Annotated in this window: 1 protein-coding gene; it reads right to left on the bottom strand. The window is 66.6% G+C overall.

The window, feature by feature from the left end; all coding sequences use genetic code 11:
- Positions 1 to 39: 39 nt before the first annotated feature.
- Positions 40 to 22,902 carry an amino acid adenylation domain-containing protein gene (locus tag D5125_15235; GenBank protein QFY90710.1) on the bottom strand — a complete coding sequence of 7,621 codons (22,863 nt, stop codon included), beginning with the start codon at positions 22,900 to 22,902 and terminating at the stop codon, positions 40 to 42.
- Between the last annotated feature and the right edge of the window lie 230 nt (positions 22,903 to 23,132).

Here is a 23,132-nt window from a genome sequence, read left to right as displayed (position 1 = left end):
TGTTCCAGGATAGCGCTGCCCGCTCCCTGTGCGTTAGGTTCACTCCGCCGCACCCGCCTGGTCTTGCATCTCTTTGAGATAGTCCAGCAAGGCCTCGTCGGCAATATCCGCGCTATCCAATCGGTCGGCGGGGACCTGCCCGTTCTCGATCTTCTTCAGGTAGTGCCTCAGCGCCAGATCGCTCAGCGGCTCGGGCTCGGCCGTGCCTTGCTCTGGGTCCAGACCCTGGGGCTCGATCCAGTGGCGCTGCCTGCGGAAGGGATAGCCGGGCAGGGAGATGCGCCTGGGCTTGGGCTCGCTGTAACAGGCCGACCAGTCCAGATCGGCACCCTGCACCCAGAGCCTGAGCAGGTTGGCGTGCTTGCCCTTGGAAAACCAGCGCAGGGCGGTCTGCTTGAGCACGTCCTGGGCGTCTTCGTCCTCCAGCAACAGGCCGTGCAGCCTATCCCCTGGCGGGTCGGCATAATAGACGCCTTCGGCCTCCGCCGCCGCGCCGCCGTGCACAAAGGCATTGAGCCGTTCCTGCAACTGGGCCAGGGAGTCACAGAGGATGCCCAGGCGCTGGCCGAAGGCCGGACGCCCCACCTGGCTGGTGTAGGCAATGGCCGAGAGGGGTAGATCGGCGTGGTTGTCCAGGTAGCCATGCAGGGCTTGGGCATAATCGCGCAGGGCCTGCTGATCCTTGGCGGACAGCAAGACCATCTGGCTGGCCGACTCAGGGGCGATAGAGAGCGACGGCGCTCGGTATTCCTCCAGCACGACATGGGCGTTGACCCCGCCAAAGCCGAAGGAGCTGACCCCGGCGCGGCGGTTGATCTCCGCGCCATCGGCATTTTGCAGGCGCGGCCAGGGCTGGGTCTGCGTCAGGATCTCAAACGGGCTGCCCTCCAGGGAGATGTAGGGATTGAGTTGTTGAAAATGCGGGTGCCCAGGCAGGGTTTGCCGCTGCATGGCGAGCAACACCTTGATCACCCCGGCGATGCCCGCCGCCGCCTCCAGATGGCCGATATTGGCCTTGACCGTGCCGAGCAGGCAGCGCGGACTGGTCGGCCCCTGGCCATCGGCCTGCCGGTATAGGGTCTGGAAGGCCTTTTTCAGGGCATTGATCTCCACCGGATCGCCCAGGGCGGTGGCGGTGCCGTGGGTCTCGATGTAGGAGGCGGTTCGCGGGTCCAGACCGCTGCGCTGCCAGGCCTTGATGATCAGCTGGCTCTGGGCGTTGACGCTGGGGGCGGTGATGGATTGGGTACGCCCGGCGTGGTTGACCGCATGACCGCGCACCAGGGCATAGATCCTGTCGCCATCGGCCTCGGCCTGGCGCAGGGGTTTGAGGTAGATCAGGCCTATGCCCTCGCCCCTGACATAGCCCTGCGCCTGCGCGTCAAAGCTACGGCAGCGACCGTCCGGGCTGAGCATGCGGCCCTGCTCGAACAGCATACTGATGGCCGGGTCGAGCATCAGGTTGACCCCGCCCACCAGGGCCGCGCTGCAATCGCCGTTGCGCAGGGCATCCAGCGCCCGGCACAGGGCCACTAGGGAGCTGGAGCAGGCCGTATCCAGGGCCTCGCTCGGCCCGTGCAGATCCAGCAGATAGGACAGGCGGTTGGGCAGCATGGAATGGGCCAGTCCGGTGGCGATATGCGGGTCGAAGGCCTCGCCCTGCATATCCAGCAGGCGGGCGTACTCGCTGCTGGACACGCCGACGAACACCCCCAGATCGCTGCCGCGCAGGCGCTCGGGATCGGTGCCCGAGTCCTCGATGGCGTGCCAGGCGCACTGCAGAAACAGCCGGTGCTGCGGGTCCATCAGGCGCGCTTCGCGGTGAGAGATGCGGAAAAAGCCGGCATCGAACTGATCTATATCCGGCATGAAGCCGCCCCAGCGCGGGGCTATGGCCTGCTCCAGACCCTGTTCGGCGGCAAACCGGCGCCAATCCCAGCGCTCGGCCGGGACCTCGCTGATCATGTCCGGTGCCTGCAGCAGGTTGTGCCAGAAGGCCTCGGCATCGACCGCTTGCGGCAGCCGGGCAGCCAGGCCGACGATGGCGATTGCCATGGGTTCATCGCGCTGGCCAGAGACCGCAGGGGCCTCAGGGACCTCAGGGCCTAGACAAGGGGCCGAGGCTGGCCCGGCTGGCGCGCAACGCCATCCGGGATCGCCGCCAGACAAAGGCTGGCCTACCGGGCCCGTGCTTTCATGCTGCCCTTCCAACGGGCTCCCCGGCTGGCCGGCAAAATAGGCCTGCATGGCGGCGGCATGGTCTTGCAGCAGACCGGCGGCCAGGCTGGCCAGGGTCGGGTATTCGAAGAAGATCGAGGGATTCAGGCCCAGGCCGAAGCGGTCGTTGAGGAGGTTGGAGAATTCGGCAAAGTTGATGGAATCAAAGCCGTATTCAAAGAGTTCCACATCCTCCTCGATCTCGCCCAGATCCAGGTGCAGCAGGTCGGCGACAAGGGCGCGCAGGGTCTGTTTTAGTGCAGGCTTGCAGTCGTTCATAAATGGCTCATCACTGTGAAGCATCCCTGGCAAATAGCGCGTCCCGAGTCCCGAGTCCCGAGTCCCTAAGCCGGCAAGAGAGGCCTCATATTCCGGGGCGGAGCTGTCCGGTCCGGTTGATGTCAAGCGCTCCCCATCAAGCCCTGAGGTCGTTGCCATGCCCAGATAGGCCGCCAGCCGTTGCGGCTCGGCCTGGAACAGCAGCAGCGGGCCGGGTTCTGCCGTGGTCGCGGCCGCATGGGCCAAGGCCAGGCTGAAGGCGCGCCAGAGGTTGTCGCTGCTCAGGGGCTCAGCCCCCAGCAGCCTGGCCTGATGGGCCTGCATGGCCGGGCTTGGGGCCATGCCGCCCGCCGCGATCAGGGGCAGGTTGAGGGACAGGCTGAGGCCCTCGGCCCGGCGCACGCGCCGCTGCATGTACTCATCCATGAACCTATTGGCATAGGCGTAATCGGTCTGCCCGGCGGAGCCCAGCTGGGCGGCGAGGGACGACAGGCAGACGAAGAAATCCAGTGCCAGGCCCTGAGTGGCGCGGTCCAGATGGCGCAGACCGCTGATCTTTGCCCGCAGCACCGGCTGGAAGGCCGCCATCGGCTTGTCGCGCAGATAGGCGTCATCCAATACCCCGGCGGCGTGGATCAGGCCGTGCAGGGTGCCATATTTCGCCTTGATCCGCTCGATCAGGGTGGTCACCGCGTCCGCGTCGCTGACATCGACGCACTGGTAGTCATAACCCGGCCGTTGACTGAGCTGGGGATGACCAGCAGGACTGCGGCCACAGACAATCACCGAGGCGTTCAGCCGTTCCAGCAGTTGCTGCGCCAGCAGGCTGCCGACGGCACCCGCGCCGCCGCTGATCAGATACACCCCCTGTTGCCGCAGCGGCAGAGCCATCTCTTCCGCCGGGGGAGGCGCAAAACGCCAGCCCTTGAGCTGACGCCTGCCCCCCCTGTAACGCAGCTCGCCGGACCGGGGATGGCCAAGCTCGGCGCGCAGCAGGGGTGCCAGGTCGCTATCCGCGTCGAGCTGGATGCACTTGCCCGGCAGCTTGGCGTGCTCTTGCGCCAGGCTGAGCAGAAAGGCGGCGATGGCGGCCTGCTGCGGGCCGAGGGCGTTCCCATGATCCAACACATAGAGCAGAGGCAGGGGCCGCTGCAGGCGCTGCTTGAGCAGATACTGCCCCAGCTGAATCCACAGTTGCAGCTCCCTGGGCAACAGCCCATCCTCCGCCTCGGCCGAGGCCAGCAGCACCAGGGCAGCGGGCAGGCCCTGCAACTGCAGCTGTGCAAACAACACCGTTACGGCATCGGGCTGTTGTGGATCGATCTTATGGCCGATCTCATGGTCGATCTCAACCTGGCTCTCAGCGCTGGCGTAGGCGATGCAAATGGCCGTCTGCGGCAGCTCGGGGCGCAGCCGTTCCAGCTGCGCCGCCGGGCCAAACAGCAGCAGGGGCCCGGTCGGCCAAGCTGAGGGGTCATCTATGGCTTGATCGACCCAACGATCATGGGGCGAGACGGCCACCCCGGAACATGAAACATCTCCTAATCGATGGGACGCAGAGGACGCAAAGGAGCGCAAAGGACGCAGAGAAGAATGAGGAAGACCTAACCCGGATGGAGTGCAACGGTCCCTATCGGCATCCTCGGCTTTGGCATCCTGCGTCGCCCTACCTCCTGCATCCATGCAGTCGTGCCTCACGGAACACTCGCACATCCTAGTGCAGCGCAATCCGGGGTTGCTGCTGGGCAAGGCCACGCCTACCCTTTGCACCTCCGAGCCAGCGCTCGGAGCCCCCAGATTGCCAGGCGGCAATGCTGCTTCACAGTAATGGGCCTGGACCAGCTGCAGGCCTGCCCTGGGCCTGATGGCCGCCGCGTTTGGTTCCGGCTCCGGCTCAGATCCCGGCCCTGGTCCCGGCCCTGACCCTGGCAGGGCCGCCAGCGGCCGCATGCGATAATCGCTCAGCTGCACCAGCACCCTGCCCGTCTCATCCAGCAGATGGATATGGGCGCGGATATCCGGCCCCAGCTCGATGAGCCGCACATGGGCATAGCACCGGCTCGGCAGGGGGGCGAAGCGGCGCAGCTCACCCAGGGAATAGGGCACATAGACCTGACTCAGCTCACGCTGAAACAGCACGCCGATCATGGCCTGCAGGGCACCGTCCAGCAGGGCCGGATGCAGGATGAAGGCATCCGGCTCGGCCATCCACTCTGCCGCCAAATCAGTCGGCAGCTGCAACAGGCACAGGGCCTCATCGGCGCCCACCGCCAGGGACTGCAGCACGCGCAGGCTGGGGCCATAGACAAAGCCGGCCTGCTCGAACAGGCTATAGGCCGCGCTGGCCGATAGCCTTTGACCGCAACGCTGGCGGATGGCCGCCAGGTTCAGGGACTCGGCCTGCCCGGCTGGCCCGAGCAGGAACTCGCCCTGGGAGAACAGCCGCCCCGGCGGCTCAGCGGATGCCAGCCTATAGCCCCCTCGGCCCTCGCTCTGTTGCAGGCTGATATGCAGCTCCGCCTGCCCCTGATTCAATCTAAAGGGCTGTTGCCAGACGCAGCGGCGGATGCCGCAGACCTCTTGCGCCAGCCGCCCTTGAGCGGCCGCCAGGGCCAGTTCCAGATGCACCGCGCCAGGCAGGGTGCGCTGGCCTGCCACCCGGTGATCGCGCAGATAAAAGGCCTCGGCATCCAGCAGCACATTTACTGTGTAAGTCGCGAAGCCTCGTTTGCTCCCTCTCCCCCTGGGAGAGGGTTGGGGAGAGGGAACGATCAGGGGCGAGCAGAGGGTCATTCTCCGGGATGGTTCTGCTCGCCCCATGATCGTTAGGTCCATGGGGTGGGCAGCATCACCGCTGAACACAAAGGTGCCCGTAGCGGGCGGCTGCAGAGCCCCAACGCGGCCCTGCCCCACCTCTTGCGGCATGCTCGGCAACTGCACCACCTGCGCCAGCCAGTGGCGGCTGGGGGCAAACACATAGCCCGGCAGGGAGATGCGTCGGCCCTGGCGGTTGCCGAGCATGGCCTCTGTGGCCTGGATCTCACCCCTGACCCAGGCCCGGGCCAACGTGGCCAAATCGTCCACATCGGCCATGCCCCCTGTCTCTGCGCTGTGCCACAGGCCAGCCACCGGCTCGCCCTGGGCGAAGGCCAGCAGCTTGGCGCGCAACTCGGCAAGGGAGGCGACCCGGCAGGCCAGCCGGTGCGGCATGGCGTCTCGCCCGCGCAGCAGGGTGGTGGCGACATCCGCCAGGCACAGCCCGGCTCGGGCCGGATGCCCCAGCCCCCCCAGATACTCGGCCAACTGCCGCGCCATGGGCATCAGGCGGTCCGCCGCCTTGGCCGAGAGCAGCGCCAGCAGGGGCTGGTCGGCCTGTTCTTGCGCCGCCGCTGGCGGGCTGAAAGACTCCAGCAGCAGATGCGCGTTGGCCCCGCCAAAACCAAAGGAGCTGACCCCGGCCCAGCGCCTTGCCCCGGCCAGCGGCCAGTCCATGGCCTGTTGCGGCAGGATCAGGCCGCTGTCGGTCAGATCGATCAGCGGGTTGGGCATGCGCAGCTGGGCAATGGGCGGAACCTTGGCATGGCGCAGCACCAGCACCGTCTTGATCAGGGCGGCGATGCCGGCGGCGGCCTCCAGGTGGCCGATGTTGGCCTTGACCGCGCCCAGGGCGCAGTGTGGCCGGGGCGGATGCGCCAGACCCTGCTCCGCATAGGCCTGGGCGAAGGCCTGTTTCAGGGCATTGAACTCGGTGGGATCGCCCAGTGGCGTGCTGGTGCCGTGGGTCTCGATGTAGCCGATCTGATCCGCCGCCACCCCGGCGCGACGCCAGGCATCCAGCAGCAGGGCGGTCTGTGCCTCGGGGTTGGGCGCGGTGAGCGAGACCGCGCGGCCACCGTGGTTCTCGGCGCTGGAGCGCAGCAGGGCATGGATGGGATCGCCATCGGCCAGGGCCTGGGCCAGGGGTTTGAGCAGCACCAGGCCAACCCCCTCGCCGCGCACATAGCCATTGGCCGCCCGATCGAAGGGGCGGCTGATGCCATCGGCGCTGAGCAGGCCGCCCCGATCCAGGCTGATCATGACACTGGGACAGAGCATGAGATTGACGCCACCGGCAAAGGCCATGGCGCATTCACCCCGGCGAATCGCCTCCGCCGCCCGGTGCACCGCCACCAGGGAGCTGGAGCAGGCGGTATCCAGGGTCAGGCTGGGGCCGTGCAGGTCCAGATAATAGGACAGCCGGTTGGCCAGCATGGCGCGGGAGTTGCCCGTGGCCTGCTGGGTCTCCACCGGGGCCTGGCTGCGGGTGATGAGTTCGAAATAATCGAAGGTAGTCACCCCGGCAAACACCCCGGTGTTGCTGCCCGCCAGGGCCTGGCTGGAGTAACCGGCGTCCTCCATGGCCTGCCAGGCGCACTGTAGAAACAGGCGGTACTGGGGGTCCATCAGCTCCGCCTCTTTCGGCGAGATACTGAAGAAGCGGGCGTCGAATTGATCCACGTCGTCGATAAAGCCGCCCCAGCGCACCCGGGTGCGGTTCGCCTCCAGGCTGGGATCGCCCTGATAGCGCCGCCAGTCCCAACGCTGTGGCGGCACCTCGCGGATCAGGCTCTGTCCTTGCAGCAGTTGCTGCCAGAAGGCATCCAGATCACGGCAGCCGGGCAGCCGGGCGGCCATGCCGATGATGGCCAGGGTATCGGCATCCGCGTCTGGCCCAGCGGCCCGGCGCGCTTCGCCCAGCCGGGCTGGACGGCCCTGCCCGCCCGTATCGGCAGAGGATGCGGCAGCAGCCTGGTTATAATAGCGCCCCAACACAGCGGCATGGGTCTGTAGCAGCCAGCTGGCCAGGCGCTGCAGGCTCTTGTGCTGGAAAAACACCAGCGGACTCAGCTCCAGGCCGTATTGGCGGTTGATCAGCAGACAGAGCTGGGTGTAGTGGATGGAATTGAAGCCGTATTCGCCCAGATGGGTCGCGGCGGCGGGCCGCTGCGGCAGGTCGAGACAAGACTGGGCCAGCGCCTGCAGCTCTGCGCACAGCCGGGCCTGCTGATCGGCCGACTGATCGGCCGACTGATCGGGTGGCTGGTCGGCCAACTGGACGCCGCTCGGGCCGCCGCTGCCAGGGGTTGTCGCCATTGGTGACCAGGCCGGGGAATAGTCGGCCAACAACTGCGCCAGGGGCAGCTGGCTCAAGGCCCGGCGATCCCGCTTGCGGTTTGGCGTCAGGGGGATGGCACCGAGGCGTACATAGGCCGAGGGCAGCATGTAGTCCGGCAGGGTCTTGGCCAGCTCGGACCTGATCCAATCGCTATCCAGGGCAGAGCGGCTGACGACAAAGGCGGTCAGCTGTTTCAGCTCAGGCGACTCCTCGCGCAGACAGACCAGGGCCTGCTCTATGCCGCCAAGGCCGAGCAATGCCTGCTCTATGTCACCCGGCTCGATGCGAAAACCGTTCAGCTTGAGCTGGGCATCCACCCGGCCCAGGTACTCCAGCCGACCCGAGGGCTGGCGGCGCACCCGATCGCCCGTGCGAAACAGCCTGCCGCCCGGGCTGAAGGGGTCCGCCACAAAGGCCTTGGCACTGAGATCCGGCCGCTGCCAATAGCCGGGGCTGACCCCGGCACCGCCGATATACAGCTCGGCCTCCTGGCCATCCGCCACCGCCTGGCCCTGTTCGTCCAACAGATAAAACCGGGTATTGGCGATGGGCTCGCCCAGGCCGATCTGCTGCGGGTCTTCTACCCGGCCACAGCTGGACCAGATGCAGGTCTCGGTGGGGCCGTACATGTTCCACAGCTCCGCGCCACGGCCGAGCAAGGCCGCCGCCAGCCCCGGCTGCAGGGCCTCGCCGCCCACCAGCAGCCTAAGCCCCGGTTTGCCCTGCCAGTGCGCCGCCTCCAGCATCTGATAGGTGGCGGGGGTGGCCTGGATCAGGCTGGCCGGTGATTGGGCGATCTTGCGCGCCAGGGTCAGCCCATCCCGGCCCAGCTCAGCGGGCAACAGCTCAACGCAGGCCCCCAGCGTGAGCGGCAGAAACAGCTCCAGGGCCGCGATATCGAAACAGATGGTGGTCAGGGCCAGTACATAATCCGTCGCCGTCAGGCCGGGCCGCTGCGCCATGGCGTGCAGAAAATTGGCCAGATTGGCGTGGGAGATGGGTATGCCCTTGGGCTCGCCGCTGGAGCCCGAGGTGAAGATCAGATAGGCGATGCTATCGGGTTGGATCTGCGGCCAGGCCAGGCCCAAATCCAGACCCGGACCCAAATCCAGTTCGGCCACCTCCGGGCAATCCTCCAGCAACAGCCGGGGCAGACCGGCCATTGCCTGGCCCAGCGGCACCAAATCCGCCAGGCTGGGGCGATCGGTCAGCAGGCCACTGACCTGGGCCTGTTGCAGGATGGCGGCCATGCGCTGCGGCGGATACTGAGTATCCAGGGGCACATAGGCCGCACCGGCCTTCAGAATGCCCAGCAAGGCGGGCAACAAATCCCTGGAGCGACGCATAAACAGGGCAATCCGCCTCTCCTGTCCTGTCCCCAACTGGTCCCCCAACTGGGCCATAAGCCATTGGGCAATGGCCTGGCTGCGCCGATCCAGCGCCGCATAGCTGAGCTGTTGCCCCTCAAACACCAGGGCGGTGGCCTGCGGTCTCTGCTCCACCTGGCGCTGGAACAGCTCCAGCAGGCCAGGAAGCCCCAAATCGGGATCGGCATCGGGCAAGACCGGGTCATCTGCGCACAGAGCGCCGAGCCAGGGCGCGGCGCTGCCCGCTGGGGCATCAGGATCGCGCCCCATGGCCTGCAGCAGCTGGTGCAGTTGCTCGGCCCATGCCCTTAGCCTCGCCGGGCTGAACAGGCTGGGGTTGTATTTGATGAACAGCCGCTGCTGCACGCTGAGATAGTCGAACACCAGATCGAACTCGCCCTGCTGGCGGATCTCCGGCAACCAGTGCAGGGATAGCCCATCGGGGTCTGGGATCAGATAGCCATCCTTGGCCTGATTGTGAAAATAGAAGGCCACGCGAAACAGCTGCCGCATGTCGCACTGCAACTGCCCCTGGAGCATGGCCAGGGGGTAGTCGCCATGGGCCAGGGCCTGCTGCACCAGGGTCTGGGTCTGGCGTATCTGCTGGCGCGGGCTCAGCTCGGGGTCTATCCGCAGGCGCAGGCAGAGCATGTTGACGAAGTAGCCGAACACCGAGCGAAACCGCGCCTGGGGCCGGGCGGCATAGGGCGTGCCGATGATGATGTCCCTCTCCCCAGTATGCCGATGCAGCAGCTGGCCGATGGCGCTGAGCATGAGCGCGAACAGGCTGCTGCGCTCGGCCCGTGCCAGCCGCTCCAGGGATTGCAGCAGGGCAGCGGACAGCGGCAGCTCGATCTGGGCCCCGCGAAACGGCTGCCATTGCGCCGGGGGGTAATCGCTGGGCAGATTGAGCAGCGGCAGGGGTGGCCGCAGCTGCGCCAGCCAGAAGGCCTGCATACGCCGCCCTGCCGCAGAGGCGAGCATCTCGGCCTGGGCCTGAACGAACTGGCTGAAATCCGCCTCGGGCCACATATCGGCCTCGATCCGGCCCTGATTCCGGTACAGGCGCTGCAACTGATCGGTGAACAGCTGGTGTGATTGGCCATCGCAGATCAGGTGATGGAACTCCAGCAGCAGGAGCTGATCGCCATCATTCAGCCGGGCCAGGGTGGCGCGCAGCAAGGGCCCCTGGCGCAGATCGAAGGGCTGCTGTACCCGCTGGCGCAGATGGGCCACCAGGGCCGCCGAGTCCGCCGAGTCCGCCAGATGAGTCCAATCCTGCCGTTGCAGACTGGCCAAGGCCGTCTCGCTGATCAGCAACTCTGGCGTCTGGGTATCGCCAGCCAGCCGCGCCCGCAGACAGGGATGCAGTTGCTGCAGGGCATCCAGCGCCACCTGCAGGCGCGCGCCATCCACCGCCGCGCCAAGCCGATAGGCCGCCGGGATGTTGTAGGCGCTCAGGCTGGGATCGGCCTGCTGCAGCGTCCACAGGGCCTGCTGCGCCGGGGTCAGGGGGCAGCGACTGAATGCCATTGCCGGATTTGGTGCCGAATCCTGTGCTGAATGCGGCTGCATCGCCGATTGGGTCGCCCATTGTGTCGCCAGCCGGGTCGCCAATTGGTCAAGGGAATCGGCCTGGTAGATCTCACTGCCGCTGCATTTGAGGGCAAAGCGTTGTTCGATCTGCTGGGCCAGGTTGATCAGGTCGAAGGAGTCCAGCCCCAGGTCTTGCAGGGGGCTATCGGCCTGCACGGCAGCCTGATCCAGACCCAGCCCCGGTCCCAATATGGCGCTGACCAGCTCCAGCAAACCGCTGACCAGGTCATCCCGCCGCAGCCCGGCCTGGGCCTGATGCGGGCGGACTGCCCGCAGGGCCGAGGGCTCAGCCGGCGCGGCCATGGCGGCCTTGCTGGGGGCCTGGCTCGGAAACTGGCCCCGATCGGGCACACACCAATAGCGCCGCCGGGCAAAGGGGTAGCTGGGGGCGGAGATGCGCTTGGGCGGCGGGCCGGGATAGAGCAAGACCCAATCGAAATCCACGCCCTGACACCAGCGCTGGCCGATCTGTCTCAGGCCAGCGGAGGCCAGCTCCAACCCTGGCTCCACCGCCTGCTCCACTGCTGGCTCCACTGCTGGCTCCACTGCTGGCTCCACTGCTGGCCCTTTGGCGGCCTTGGCCGCGCACTGGCCCCGGATCGAACCGGCGCCCTCCACGCCATCGGCAATCGCCTGCAGCTGGTCGAGCAGTTCTGCCCGGCTGTGGCTGACCAGGGCCAGGCGATGTTCCATCGCCTCGCGCCCGGTTTGCAGGGTATAGGCCAGATCCCTCAGATCGATGGCCGCATCCCCCTGCAGGAAGCGCAGCAGACGCCGGGCGTAATCCGCCAGCCGCTGCGGTTCCTTGGCCGAGAGCAGGATCAGCAGCGGTGCCTGTTTAGTAAGGTCTGTAGAAAGGACAGCATCCAGCGGCGCGGCATCGGCGGTCGGGGCCTGCTGCAGGATGACATGGGCATTGGAGCCGCCGAAGCCGAAGGAGCTGACCCCGGCGCGCAGGGGTTGGTCGGGCCGTTGCGGCCAGTCGCTGCGCTGGCGCACCAGATAAAAGGGCGAGTTGTCCAGGCGCAGCTGGGGATTGGGGGTTTGCAGATGCACATTGCCCGGCAGTTTGCGCGCCTTCAGACACAGCAGCACCTTGATCAGCCCGGCGATGCCGGCGGCGGTCTCCAGGTGGCCGATGTTGGTCTTCACCGAGCCTATGCCGCAATGGGCCGGACCTGGCGGTACCCCGTCGGCAAAGGCCAGCTTCAGGCCATTGATCTCGATCGGATCGCCCAGGGCGGTGCCGGTGCCGTGGGCCTCGATGTAGCCGATGCTGTCCGGGCCAATGCCGGCCTGTTTGAGGGCCTGGCGGATGACCTGGGCCTGGGCCTGGGGATTGGGCGCGGTCAGGGAGCTGACCCGCCCGCCGTGGTTTTCCGCGCTGCCCAGCAGCAGGCCCTGGATAGGGTCGCCATCGGCCAGGGCGCGGGACAGGGGCTTGAGCACCAGGGCACCGCCGCCCTCGGCACGCACATAGCCATCGGCGGCGGCATCGAAGCTCTTGCACTTGCCGTCCTTGGCCAACATGCCCGCCTTGCTGTAATACAGGTAGGGCGTGGGGCTGAGCAGGCAATTCACCCCGCCGGCCAGGGCCAGATCGGCCTCGCCATTGCGGATGGCGCTACAGGCGCGATGCACTGCCACCAGGGCGCTGGAGCAGGCGGTGTTTACCGGCATACTGGGGCCGTGCAGATTGAGGAAGTGGGAGATGCGGTTGGCCAGGATGGAATGGGCCTGGCCGGTGGCGATATGGGCATCCAGCGGACCCTGCTGGCGTTGCAGCAGTTCCTGATAGTCGCTGGCGGCGGCACCGACAAACACCGCCGTGTTGCTGCCCCAGAGGCTACTGGGGCGAATGGCGGCGTCTTCCAGCGCGGCCCAGCTCAGCTCCAGAAACAGCCGCTGCTGCGGGTCCATCAGCCGCGCCTCGTGCTCGGAGATGCCGAAAAAGGCCGCGTCGAAGGCATCCATATCCTGGATAAAACCGCCCCATTGCAGCGCGCTGCCGCCAGCCTCGGCGGCGTATTCGCGCCAGTCCCAACGCTCCCTGGGCACCTCGCCAATCCAGCAGCGTCCATCCCACAGGCCCTGCCAGAAGCCCTGGGCATCCTCAGCGCCGGGGAAGCGAAAGGCCATGCCGATGATGGCGATGGGCTCGGCCCGGGCCGTTGCCGCCTGCGCGGCCACCGGGTCATATCCTGCCAGCAGGCGAAGGCCAGGCCCTCCCCCCAACCCCAGGGTGTGAGGGGGGGCGCTGGTCTGAGCGGTTATAGCCGGATCGGGCCGCGCCTCGGCCTGCAATGCCCGCGCGATGGTATCGGCAAAGCCGCCCAGCAGATACTCGGCCAGCTGTTCCAGGCTGTTGTATTCAAACAGATTGGCCGGGGTGAGATCGATTCCAAGGACCTGATTGAGCCGCTCGGCAAACTGGGCAAAGAGGATGGAGTCAAAGCCAAATTCGCTGAAATCCGTATCTGCATCTATATGGCTGGCGTCGATGCGCAGCAGCTCCGAGATTATGCTAATCAGCCGCTGTAGCAGCCTGTGCGGCAGGGTGCCTTCTGGGTTCGGTCCCTCCCGGCATCCTGCCTCAGGGGACAGGTGCGCATTCCTGTGCAGGGCAGAGTCACCCCGGATTCCGCTTCGCTGCATCCGGGCTACGGAATCTGCCCAGTCCCCAAGGCCCTCGCCAACCCCTGCATCGAATAGGTCGGCGTGCTGTCGCAGCAGCGGCTCCAGCTGGCCGTAGTGCAGCCAGAGGCGGGCAACGGGGGCCTGGCAGGCCTGGAGCAGGGCGTCCAGGCCGATCTGCGTCGGCATGGCGTGCAGGCCCAGGGATTTCTGCATGCGCTGCAGATTGGCCGGGGGCACCTGCATACCGCCCTCGGCCCAGAGGGGCCAGCACAGGGAGCGGCTGATGCCGCTGGCCTCGCCACGGGCCACCCGCTGCTCACGCTGGCCAATCCAGGCATCCAGATAGCCATTGGCAAAGGCGTAATCGCTCTGGCCAAGATTGCCGAGCACCGAGGCCATGGAGGAGCAGCACAGGAAGAAGCGCAGGGGCTGGTCCAAGGTCAGCTGATCCAGATGCTGGCTGCCGGCCACCTTGGCGGCGAACACCGCCTGCCATTGCGCATCGGTCTTCTGGCTGGCGGCGGCGTCGCGCACCGTCCCGGCACAGTGGATGATGCCCCTGATGGGGCCAAGGGCCTCGATGATGGCGCTGATCTGCCCTTGCAGCTGCGCCCTATCCGCCAGATCGGCCTGGAAATAGCTCACCTGGCTGCCCTGGGCCTCAAGGTCTTGCATCAAGCCGCGCAGATCAGGCGTAGGCGCGGAGCGGCCAAGCAGGGCAATACGGCAGGCAAAACGCTGGGCGAAGTAGGCGGCGCAGTGGCGGGCGATCTGGCCGGCACCGCCGGTGATCAGCAGGCAGTCTTGCCGATCCAGCATCAGGTTGGATACATCCGTCTGCGGCCGCCAGGCGCGCCAATAGTGGCGCTGGCGTTGCTCCAGGTCGGGGTAGGCCAGCCAGTCGCCGTCCGCGCTGGCCTGCAATTCCCTGGCAATCAACGCCAATAGCGGCGCGCCCTGGATGCCAGCGAGCGGGATCTCCAGCAGCTTGGCATCCAGCTGGGGCAGCTCCAGCTGCAGGCTGCGCAGGGCGGCATGGATGGCGCTGGCCAGGCCAGGGCCTGGTTTAGCGCCCGAGGCAGAATCGGCACCAGGGTCAGCAGAGGCCTCCGCGGCCAAGGGCTGCAGATACAGCAGCCGGATCGGCCGCCCCGGCGGCTGGGCCTGAGCCAGGCCACGCGCCAGCTGCAACAGCTCGGCATAGCTGGCCTGCGCCGCCGCCGCACTCAGCTCAGTGGTCGGGCGGCCTTGCAGGATCAGGTACAAGGGAGTGGAGTCGCTTGCTACAGCCAAGGCATCTGCCAGATCAGCGGGCCGCACAAAGCGCATAGCGGCCAGGGAGTCGGGCACGGCCGACAGCGGCCCGCGCAGCCAGCCATCGTCGCCGATCACCAGCAGCGGGGCTGGTAACGGGTCTGGTAACGGGGCTGGCGGCTGGATCGAGGGCTGGGGCAAGGGCTGGGGCCGCCAGTCATCGACCCAGAAGGAGGGGCCGACTTCCAGTGCGGTCAGGTCTGGGCTGACCACGTCCGGGCTGGCCGCATCCAGTCTGAACGCCGCCGGGCTGCGCAACTGTAGCTGTTCGATATGCAGCAACAGGCGCTGCTGGGCATCCAGCAGGCTGAGCTGGCCGCTGCAGCTCTGTGCATCGCAATGCAGCAGCCGGGCGGCCACGCTGTAATGGTCCTGGCCGGCCTGGCCAGCATCGGGCCCTGCCTCAGCCGCCTCGGGCTGTCTGAAAATATGCACGCCCTTGGCGAACAGCGGGATCTTCAAGCGCGGCGCTGCATCCGGGCGAGCCAATCCATCCGGGACCTCCGCGCATTGGCGCAGGCAGTCGAGGGTCTGAAAGGCCGCATCCAGCAGATTGGGGTGAATCACAAACTCAGAGGGGCTCAGCACCTGATTCAGCGCCGGGCTGAGCCGTGCCAGGGCCAGACCCGGCCCGGTCATCACCCGCTGCAGGCGCAGGAAGCTGGGTCCAAACGCCAGACCGTTGTCGGCCAGGGTCTGATAATAATCCTCTACCGATGCCGTCTCGGGGCACAGGCGCTGCAGGTCGGCGAGGTCCTCCACCTGCGCCGAGCCAGGCTGGGCCGCGAGACTGAGCAGGCCGCTGATGGCGATCTGATCCGGGGCATCGGCCATGCTGATCTCGAAACCCAGCCGATTACCCTCGGACTTGGCAGCAGCCCCTGGCTCGACAGCGACCGCCAGGGATGGCGGCAGTGTCGGCGTTGCTGGGAGCACTCGCCGCCCTTCCCCCAGCCCCATCCCAGGAGCGGTCGAGGGGGCAAGATGGAAGCGGCACAGCAGGGTCTCGCGGGCCTGGCGCAGCTGGATCAGCCGCCGCCAGTGGATCTCTTCGATCAGCTGAACATCCCGATAACCGGCAATCCCGGCCGCCCGCAGCAGCAGGCCGATGGAGGCCGCCGCCGGCAGCGTGGCCAGGCCCCTGAGTCTGTGTTCATCCAGATAAGAGGCATCCTGGCTCAGCTCCAGGGCGACGGTTATGTTGGCACCGTGATGGGCATGGGCGCTGGCCTGCCCCATCCCCGGCGCAAGCGCCTGCTCGACGTGCAGCCAATGGCGTTCCTCGGCAAAGGGATAGCTGGGCAGGTGTACGCGCCGGGCCTCGGGCGCGGCCAGGGCCATCCAGTCCACCTCGCCACCGGCGCACCAGTGGGCGGTCAGGTGCTCCAGGTCGTTCAGCGCGGCAGGCTTCTCCGGTGGCGCGTGGCCACCCCGGATTCCGTTGCACTTCATCCGGGCTACAGGGGCTGCCGAGTCCCCAGGTAGCGAGGAAGATGTTTCATGTTCCGGGGTATCGCTGCCCGCTCCCTGAGCATTAGGCTGGGCCTGCTTTGTGGCCTTGGCGCAATGCCAGCGCGGCCCCTGTTCTGGCGGTTGCAGGTCAAGCTGCAGGGCGCTGCGCAGTGTCTGCAGCAGCGCTTGCTTATCCACCACCAGGCAGGCAAAACGCTGTTTTTGCGCGATACGGCCAAGCTGCAGCGTATGACACAGATCGCGCAGCGCCAGCCCCTCGGCCTGCGGCCCTTGCAGGAAGGCGATGTACTGGCGGATATAGGCCAGCAGCCGCTGCCGGTCACGGGCGGAGAGCACAAACAGCTGGGCAGCGGCATCCCCCTCGGCCCGTGTCGGCGGCGGCACCGCCTCCTCCAGCACCAGGTGACAGTTGGTGCCGCTGAAGCCGAACGAGCTGATGGCGGCGCGCCTGCGCCCCTGGGCGGGTCGCAGCCAGGGACGCAGCTGGGTGCTGACGCGAAAGGGCGAGCCCGCAAAGTCAATACGCCGGTTGGGCTGCTCGAAGTGGATGTTGGGCGGTATCTGCCGGTGCTTGAGGGCCAGGACCAGCTTGATCAGCCCGGTCACCCCCGCCGCCAGGGCGGTGTGGCCTATGTTGGGCTTCACCGATCCCAGATAGCAAGGCTCTTTACGCGCGCCGTCCTGGGCAAAGGCGTTGATCAGGGCATTGACCTCGATATAGTCGCCCAGCTGGGTGCCGGTGCCGTGACACTCGATGAACTGAATCGAGTCCGCCGAGACGCCGGCCTGTGCCTGCACCGAGCGCACCAGCTCGGTCTGCGCCAGGCCGCTGGGGGCAGTGATGCCATTGGTCTTGCCGTCCTGATTCACCCCTGAGCCCTTGATCACGGCATGGATGGGGTCGCCATCTTGCAGGGCCTTGTCCAGGGCCTTGAGCAGCACCAGGCCCGCGCCCTCCCCCGGCACGAAGCCGTCGGCGCGTTCGTCAAAGGCCTTGCAGCGGCCATCCGGGGCCAGCATCTGGGTATTGGAGGTGTGCACGAAAAAGCCGGGGCTGAGGGTGAGAAACACGCCGCCGGCCAGGGCCATGTCGCATTCACCGGCCAGAATCGCCTGACGCGCCAGGTGGACCGCCACCAGGGAGGAGGAGCAGGCGGTATCCACCGCTATGGCCGGGCCGCGCAGGTTGAGCAGGTAGGCGATGCGCGCCGCCAGGATGGAGCGGTCGTTGCCGGTATAGGACAGGGCGACCTTGGGCAGGCCCAGGGACTCCATCAGCTCCAGATAACCCGAGTCCCCTGAGGCCACGTAGGTACCGCAGCGCTGGCCCTCCAGGGCGGCGGGGGCGTAACCGGCATCCTCCAGGCAGCGCCAGGCCTGCATCAGAAACAGGCGCTGCTGGGGGTCCATGTAGGCCGCTTCCAGGCCGGAGAGGTTGAAAAAGGCGGAGTCGAAGCGGTCAACGCCGGAGAGAAAGCCGCCCCAGCGGGCATAGGCCTTGCCCGGCTTGACCGCGCCAGGGGAAAACACCTGGGCGTGATCCCAGCGCTCCGGCGGCACCTCGCGGATGCTGCAGACGCGGTTGCACAGGTTCTGCCAGAACTGCTCCAGGTCATCGGCATCGGCAAAGCGGCCGGACATGCCGATGATGGCGATGTCGCCCGGCTGGGCTGCCTGAGCTGGTGCCTGAGCTGGTGCCTGAGTTGGCGGCGAGGCCGCTGCGGGACTCGGGATTCGGGTCTCGGGACTCGAAAATTGCGACGAATCCTTCACAGTAACTACAGGGTCGAAGCGCTCCTGGATATAACGCGCCAGGCGCGGCAGCGTCGGGTAGTCAAAGACATCCGTGCTGTTCAGCCCTATGCCCAGGGCCTGATTGATGCGCTTGATCAGGTCCATGGCCAGGATGGAGTCTATGCCGTATTCGGAAAAGGCCAGCTCCGGGTTCAGGCTGCCCGGCTCCAGCTCCAGTACCTGCAACAGGATCTGCTCCAGTTGGGCGGCCAAATCAGCGGCGGCGTGTCCGCCTGGCTGCTGCGGGTCGCTGTGCATCTCCCCTGGCAACCCCGGATTCCGCCCTTCGACAGGCCCTTCGGCAGGCTCAGGACACCGCTCAGGGCATCGCTGTGCTGCATCCGGGCCAGGGGCCTTGCCGAGTACCGAGTCCCGAGTCCCGCAGCCGCCAAGAGATGTTTCCTGTTCCGGGGTGGCGCTGCCCGCTCCATGTCCCTTGGGCAAGACTAGCTGTTCAGCAACGGCCTCTGGGTTCTCCCCCAGCAGCAGGTGCTGAAAGGCCCCGGCCGGGCCCTTGACCTGGATGGCGTTAAAGCCCGCCTCCCGCAGCAGCCGCTGCCAGGCCTCGGGGCTGAGCAGGGGCGAGTCCGGCTGGCGGTAGCCCTGATCCTCAAACAGCCACCAGCCGTCCAGCAGGGCAAAGCTCAGGTGGTGGAATGGCCGGGTCTGGGTCAGTTCGTTGAACAGCACGCAGCCACCCTGTCTGAGCAGGCGGCGCAGACGACCCACGCACTGATCGATGCGGCGCACGGCATGGATCACATTGGTGCCCAGGATCAGATCAAAGCCCCCTGCCCCATAGCCCTGGTCAGCAAAATCCCGCTCCAGGTCCAGGATCTGATAGCGCACAAAGGGATGGTCGGCGCGGAACTGGCCAGCACCGTATTTGAGAAAGGCCGGCGAGACATCGGTATAGAAATACTCCAGCCGCTCGGCATAGGGCCTGAGCCGGGGCAGAATCACTGCCGTGCTGGCACCGGTGCCTGCACCTATCTCCAGGATGCGGATGGGGCCATCGATCTGGCCGAGCCGGGCCTGAACCTGCTCGGCCACCAGTAGCCCCAGCCAGTCGTTGTAGCTGCGGGCAAAGGGGGCCTGGTCGTAGATACTCTGCAACAGGGCCATGGACATATCGGGAAACAACACCTCGGTGGCGGGCACCTGGCCGCGCAGCACCTCCGGCAGACGCGCAAGACAGGTCCAGAACAGCTCCACCTCCACCTGGGCGCGGGGATGGGCCTGGATCAAGGCCTGTTTTAAACGCCCCAGTCGGCCCGGTTCGCTATCCCGGCCCCTGCCCTTGCCCTTGGCGCTGAGCCTGAATACCGGCTCAGGCGTAGCCAACTGCTGCAGCAGGCCGGCCTCTACCAGGGTATGCAGCAGCGCCAGCAGCAGGCGTTCATATTTGTCGATCAGCCCCAGGCGCTGGCGCAGCTGCGCAAGCCCATGGGCCTGCCCCGCTCGCCGGAAACAACCCGCCCGGCGCAACAGGCCCAGGCTGGCCAGGGCGCAGAGGCGGGCAAATTCGGCCTCATAGGCCTGCGCCTGTTGCAGATCAAGCTCCAGCTGTCGCTGGATGGCCTGCAGCGGGGCGCCGAGCCCCGTGGCCGCACTGCCAAAGGGCTTGAACCAATATTCCTCGGACTGCAAGCAACGCGGCGGCAGGGCCAGGCGCGGCGGTGGTTTGGGGTAGAGCCGACGCCAATCGATGCTCTCGCCTTGCAGCCAGCGTCTGGCAATCTCGGTCCAAGGATCATGGGGTGGACAGTGCCAACCCGGAACATGAAACCGCTCTGGGCCGCTGCGGGACTCAGGGTTCGGGACTCGGGACTCGGCAGCCCCGTAGCCCGGATGCAGCGAAGCGATGCCCTGAGCGGTGTCCTGAGCCTGCCGAAGGGCCTGTCGAAGGGCGGAATCCGGGGGTGCCGTTAGACAGGGCGACGCCTGCCCCAGTGCACCTCCGAGCCAGCGCTCGGAGCTCCCAGGATGAGAGGCAACCCCCCCTGTTGTTTCGCAGTAATCGGGGGCTGTCCAATCCCGCTCATCCGGGCCTGCCTCGACCGCCCTGGGCCCTGTGACCAGGCCCTGCAACATCCCCTCAGGGGGCTGGCCAGTGCTGAGAAATTCCTCCAGCGCCGAGCGCAGCTGCGCCAGGCTGCCGACCCGCAGGGCCAGGCGCTGCGGGCGCGGGTCGCGGCCCAGTTGCAGGCTGTAGCACAGCGATGTCAGGGAGATGGGGCCGGGCTGCTCATCGATGAAATCGACCAGCTGGCGCAGATCCTGGCGCAGGCACGGCTCCGAGTAAGAGGAGAAGACAAACAGACCGGGGCCGTCCGCTTCGGCTTGGGCTTCGGCCTGGGCCTGGTCCTGGGTAGCCGGGTTCGGGGCCGGGAACTCCTCCAGCACGACATGGGCATAGCTGCCGCCAAAGCCAAAGGAGCTGACCCCGGCGCGGCGCGGCAAGGGCTGGCCTGTGGCATCCAGCAAGGGCGACCAGTGCATCCCCTGACTGGCGATGGCAAAGGGCGTGTCTTCCAGCTGGATCAGGGGGTTGGTCTGTTTAAAGTGCAGCACGCCCGGCAGGTATCTATGCCGCAGGGACAGGATCAGGCCGATCAGCCCGGCAATGCCGGCGGCGGATTCCAGATGACCGATATGGGTCTTCACCGAGCCGAGATAGCAGCGGGGCTCAGGCACGGCGGCGCGGGTCTGCTCCTCAACCTCCTCATCCAGCTCGGCAAAGGCCAGCTTGATGGCGTTGACCTCGGCCGGATCGCCCAGGGGGGTGCCGGTGCCGTGCAGCTCCAGATAGCCGATGCTGCGCGGGTCCAGCCCGGAGGCGCGCCAGGTATCGCGGATCAGGCTGGCCTCTTCGCGCACATTGGGCACCGTCAGGGAGTTGGTGCGCCCGCCGTGCCGGGTGCCGCTGGCCTTGATCACCGCCTGGATCGGGTCACCATCGCGCAGGGCCTGCTGCAGGGGTTTGAGCAGTATCACGCCCAGCCCCTCGCCGCGCACATAGCCATCGGCCGCCTTATCAAAGGTGCGGCAGCGCCCGCTGGGGCTGAGCATACCGGCATGGCCGTAGCTCAGAAACAGCTTGGGGGTCAGGCACAGGTTGACCCCGCCGGCCACCGCCAGAGCGCACTCGCCCTGCTGAATCGCTTGCACCGCCCGATGCACCGCCACCAGGGAGCTGGAGCAGGCGGTATCTATGGCCTCGCTGGGGCCGTGCCAGTCGAACAGATAGGACACCCGATTGGGGATGATGGACAGCGCCGTGCCGGTGGAGCTGTAGGCCTCCGGCACCTGATGCTCCGCCAGCAGGTCGTCGTACTCCCTGTTGGATACGCCGATATAGACCCCGGTATCGCTGCCCACCAGCTGTGAGGCGGCGTATCCCGCTGTCTCCAGCAGCCGGGTGATCTCCTCCAGCAGCAGGCGCTGCTGCGGGTCCATGAGCCGGGCCTCGCGCGCGCTGATCTTGAAATGGGCGGCGTCAAAGCGCCCCACCCCCGCGATGAAGCCGCCCCACTTGGACGGCGTCTTGCCCTTCTCGCCCGTGGTTGCGTAGTAGGGTCGCCAGTCCCAGCGCTGGGGCGGGATCTCGCTGATGGGATCGACCCCCTGGGTCAGCTGCTGCCAGAACTGACGCACATCCGCCGCCCCCGGCAAGCGGGCAGCCAGGCCGATCACCGCCACATCACGGGGATTGACCAGGGGACCCAGGTGACTGGAACCCTGGGCATGGTTTTCGCTGGCCTTGATGGTCCCGGCCTCCGTTGACAAGACGGGGCCGGTCTCGGCGGTCTGTCCCGCCAGCACCTCCTGCGCCAGGCACCGGGTGCTGGCCACCGCCAGCAAATCGGTCGGGGCCAGGCGGATGTCGGCCCTGTCTGCCAGCGCCGCGCTCAGCTCCATCAGGTGCACCGAATCCAGGGCGTAATCACTCCAGGGGGCATCCCGGTCGATGTCCTCGGCGCTGCAAGCAAGGAGGCGCGCCAACTCCTGCGCCAGCAGATCGCTCAATTCGGCCTCGGATAGTTTGCAGGCAGTCGGCCCCTGCTGCCCCTTTGGCCGCTCATCTGGCGGCAGGGCCGCCTGGATGACCTGCTGGCTGTCCTGCTGGTTGGCACGCCATTGCTTGAGGCTGAAAATGACCGCAATGGGCTGGCCATCGCTCTGCCGGTACAGGGTGCTCTGCAGCACAATCCGCTGCGGATCATCCGGGGAATGCTCATCGATGGAAAAGCGGTTGAGCCGGTAGAGGATGCGGTCCTCGGGATCACAGTTACGCAGATAGAAAATATCCCGCGCCAGGGGCACCGCGCCACTCAGCCAAGCCCCCTCCCCCGGCAGGCGCCCGGCCTGGCTGCGGATGTAACGCCCCTCGCAGATATCCTGAATACGCGCATAGGAGGCGAAATAGAGCAGTCCCAGGGCATTGAGGTCGCTGTGCGGAATAATCTCGTAGGGGGTTTCAAACAGGACCTGGTCGCTGAACTCAGAGTCGATGCCATTGAGGCGGATACTGAACCCGGCCGCCTCGGCGCAACCGCCCTCCAGCCGTGTACGCAGCTGGTGAAACTCCTCGCCAAACAAGGGCATGGACTCATGTGGCCGGACCTGGGAGGCGGCCATGTCGGCCGGCTGCGAGGGCTCCATCTGCCGGTTATTGGCCCCGCGCGTGACAAAGGAGGTCATCTGGCTGAGGCGAATGTCCTGCCCGGCCGAGCTGAATCTCAGCTCGCTCAGATAACGGTTACCGCCAAAGCGTGACAGCGCCCCGGCCACCTGCAGCAGATCGTTTTCACCAAAGCCATCCAGCCCCGCGCTGCTTTCATAGCGCACACGCAGAAAACTGGACAACAGCCGCTGCCCTTGCTGGTTTTTCAGCTCATGGGAAGGGGTGGCCAGATCGGCGCAGAGCGCCTGCCAATGCAGATGACCGGCCTCCTTCAGCAGCCAGTCATCGGCCAGACGGCCCAGCAGCAAATGGGGCAAGCCAAGCCGATATGCGACGCCAGAGATCGCGTTGCTGTCGGGTAGATCCCTTGTCTTAGCCGTCATTGAACCTATATTCCTCAGTTAAGCCACAGAGACACAGACGACCCACAGGATGTGGGGAGGTAGAGCAACGCAGGAGCAGTTGCCGAGATCACAGAGAAGAATGAGGAAGAAGTAGCCGGATGGAGTGAAGCGGTCCCTGTCGGCGTCCTCGGCTTTGGCATCCTGCGTCGTCCTACCTCCTGCATCCGTGCCCCAGGGGACACTCGCGCATCCCTGTGCAGCGGAATCCG

Source organism: gamma proteobacterium SS-5, assembly GCA_009497875.2.
In the GTDB taxonomy this organism is placed as follows: domain Bacteria; phylum Pseudomonadota; class Gammaproteobacteria; order Chromatiales; family Chromatiaceae; genus Magnetovirga; species Magnetovirga frankeli.
The sequence above is the reverse complement of the archived record's forward strand: the minus strand, read 5'-3'. Positions and strand labels throughout refer to the sequence as shown.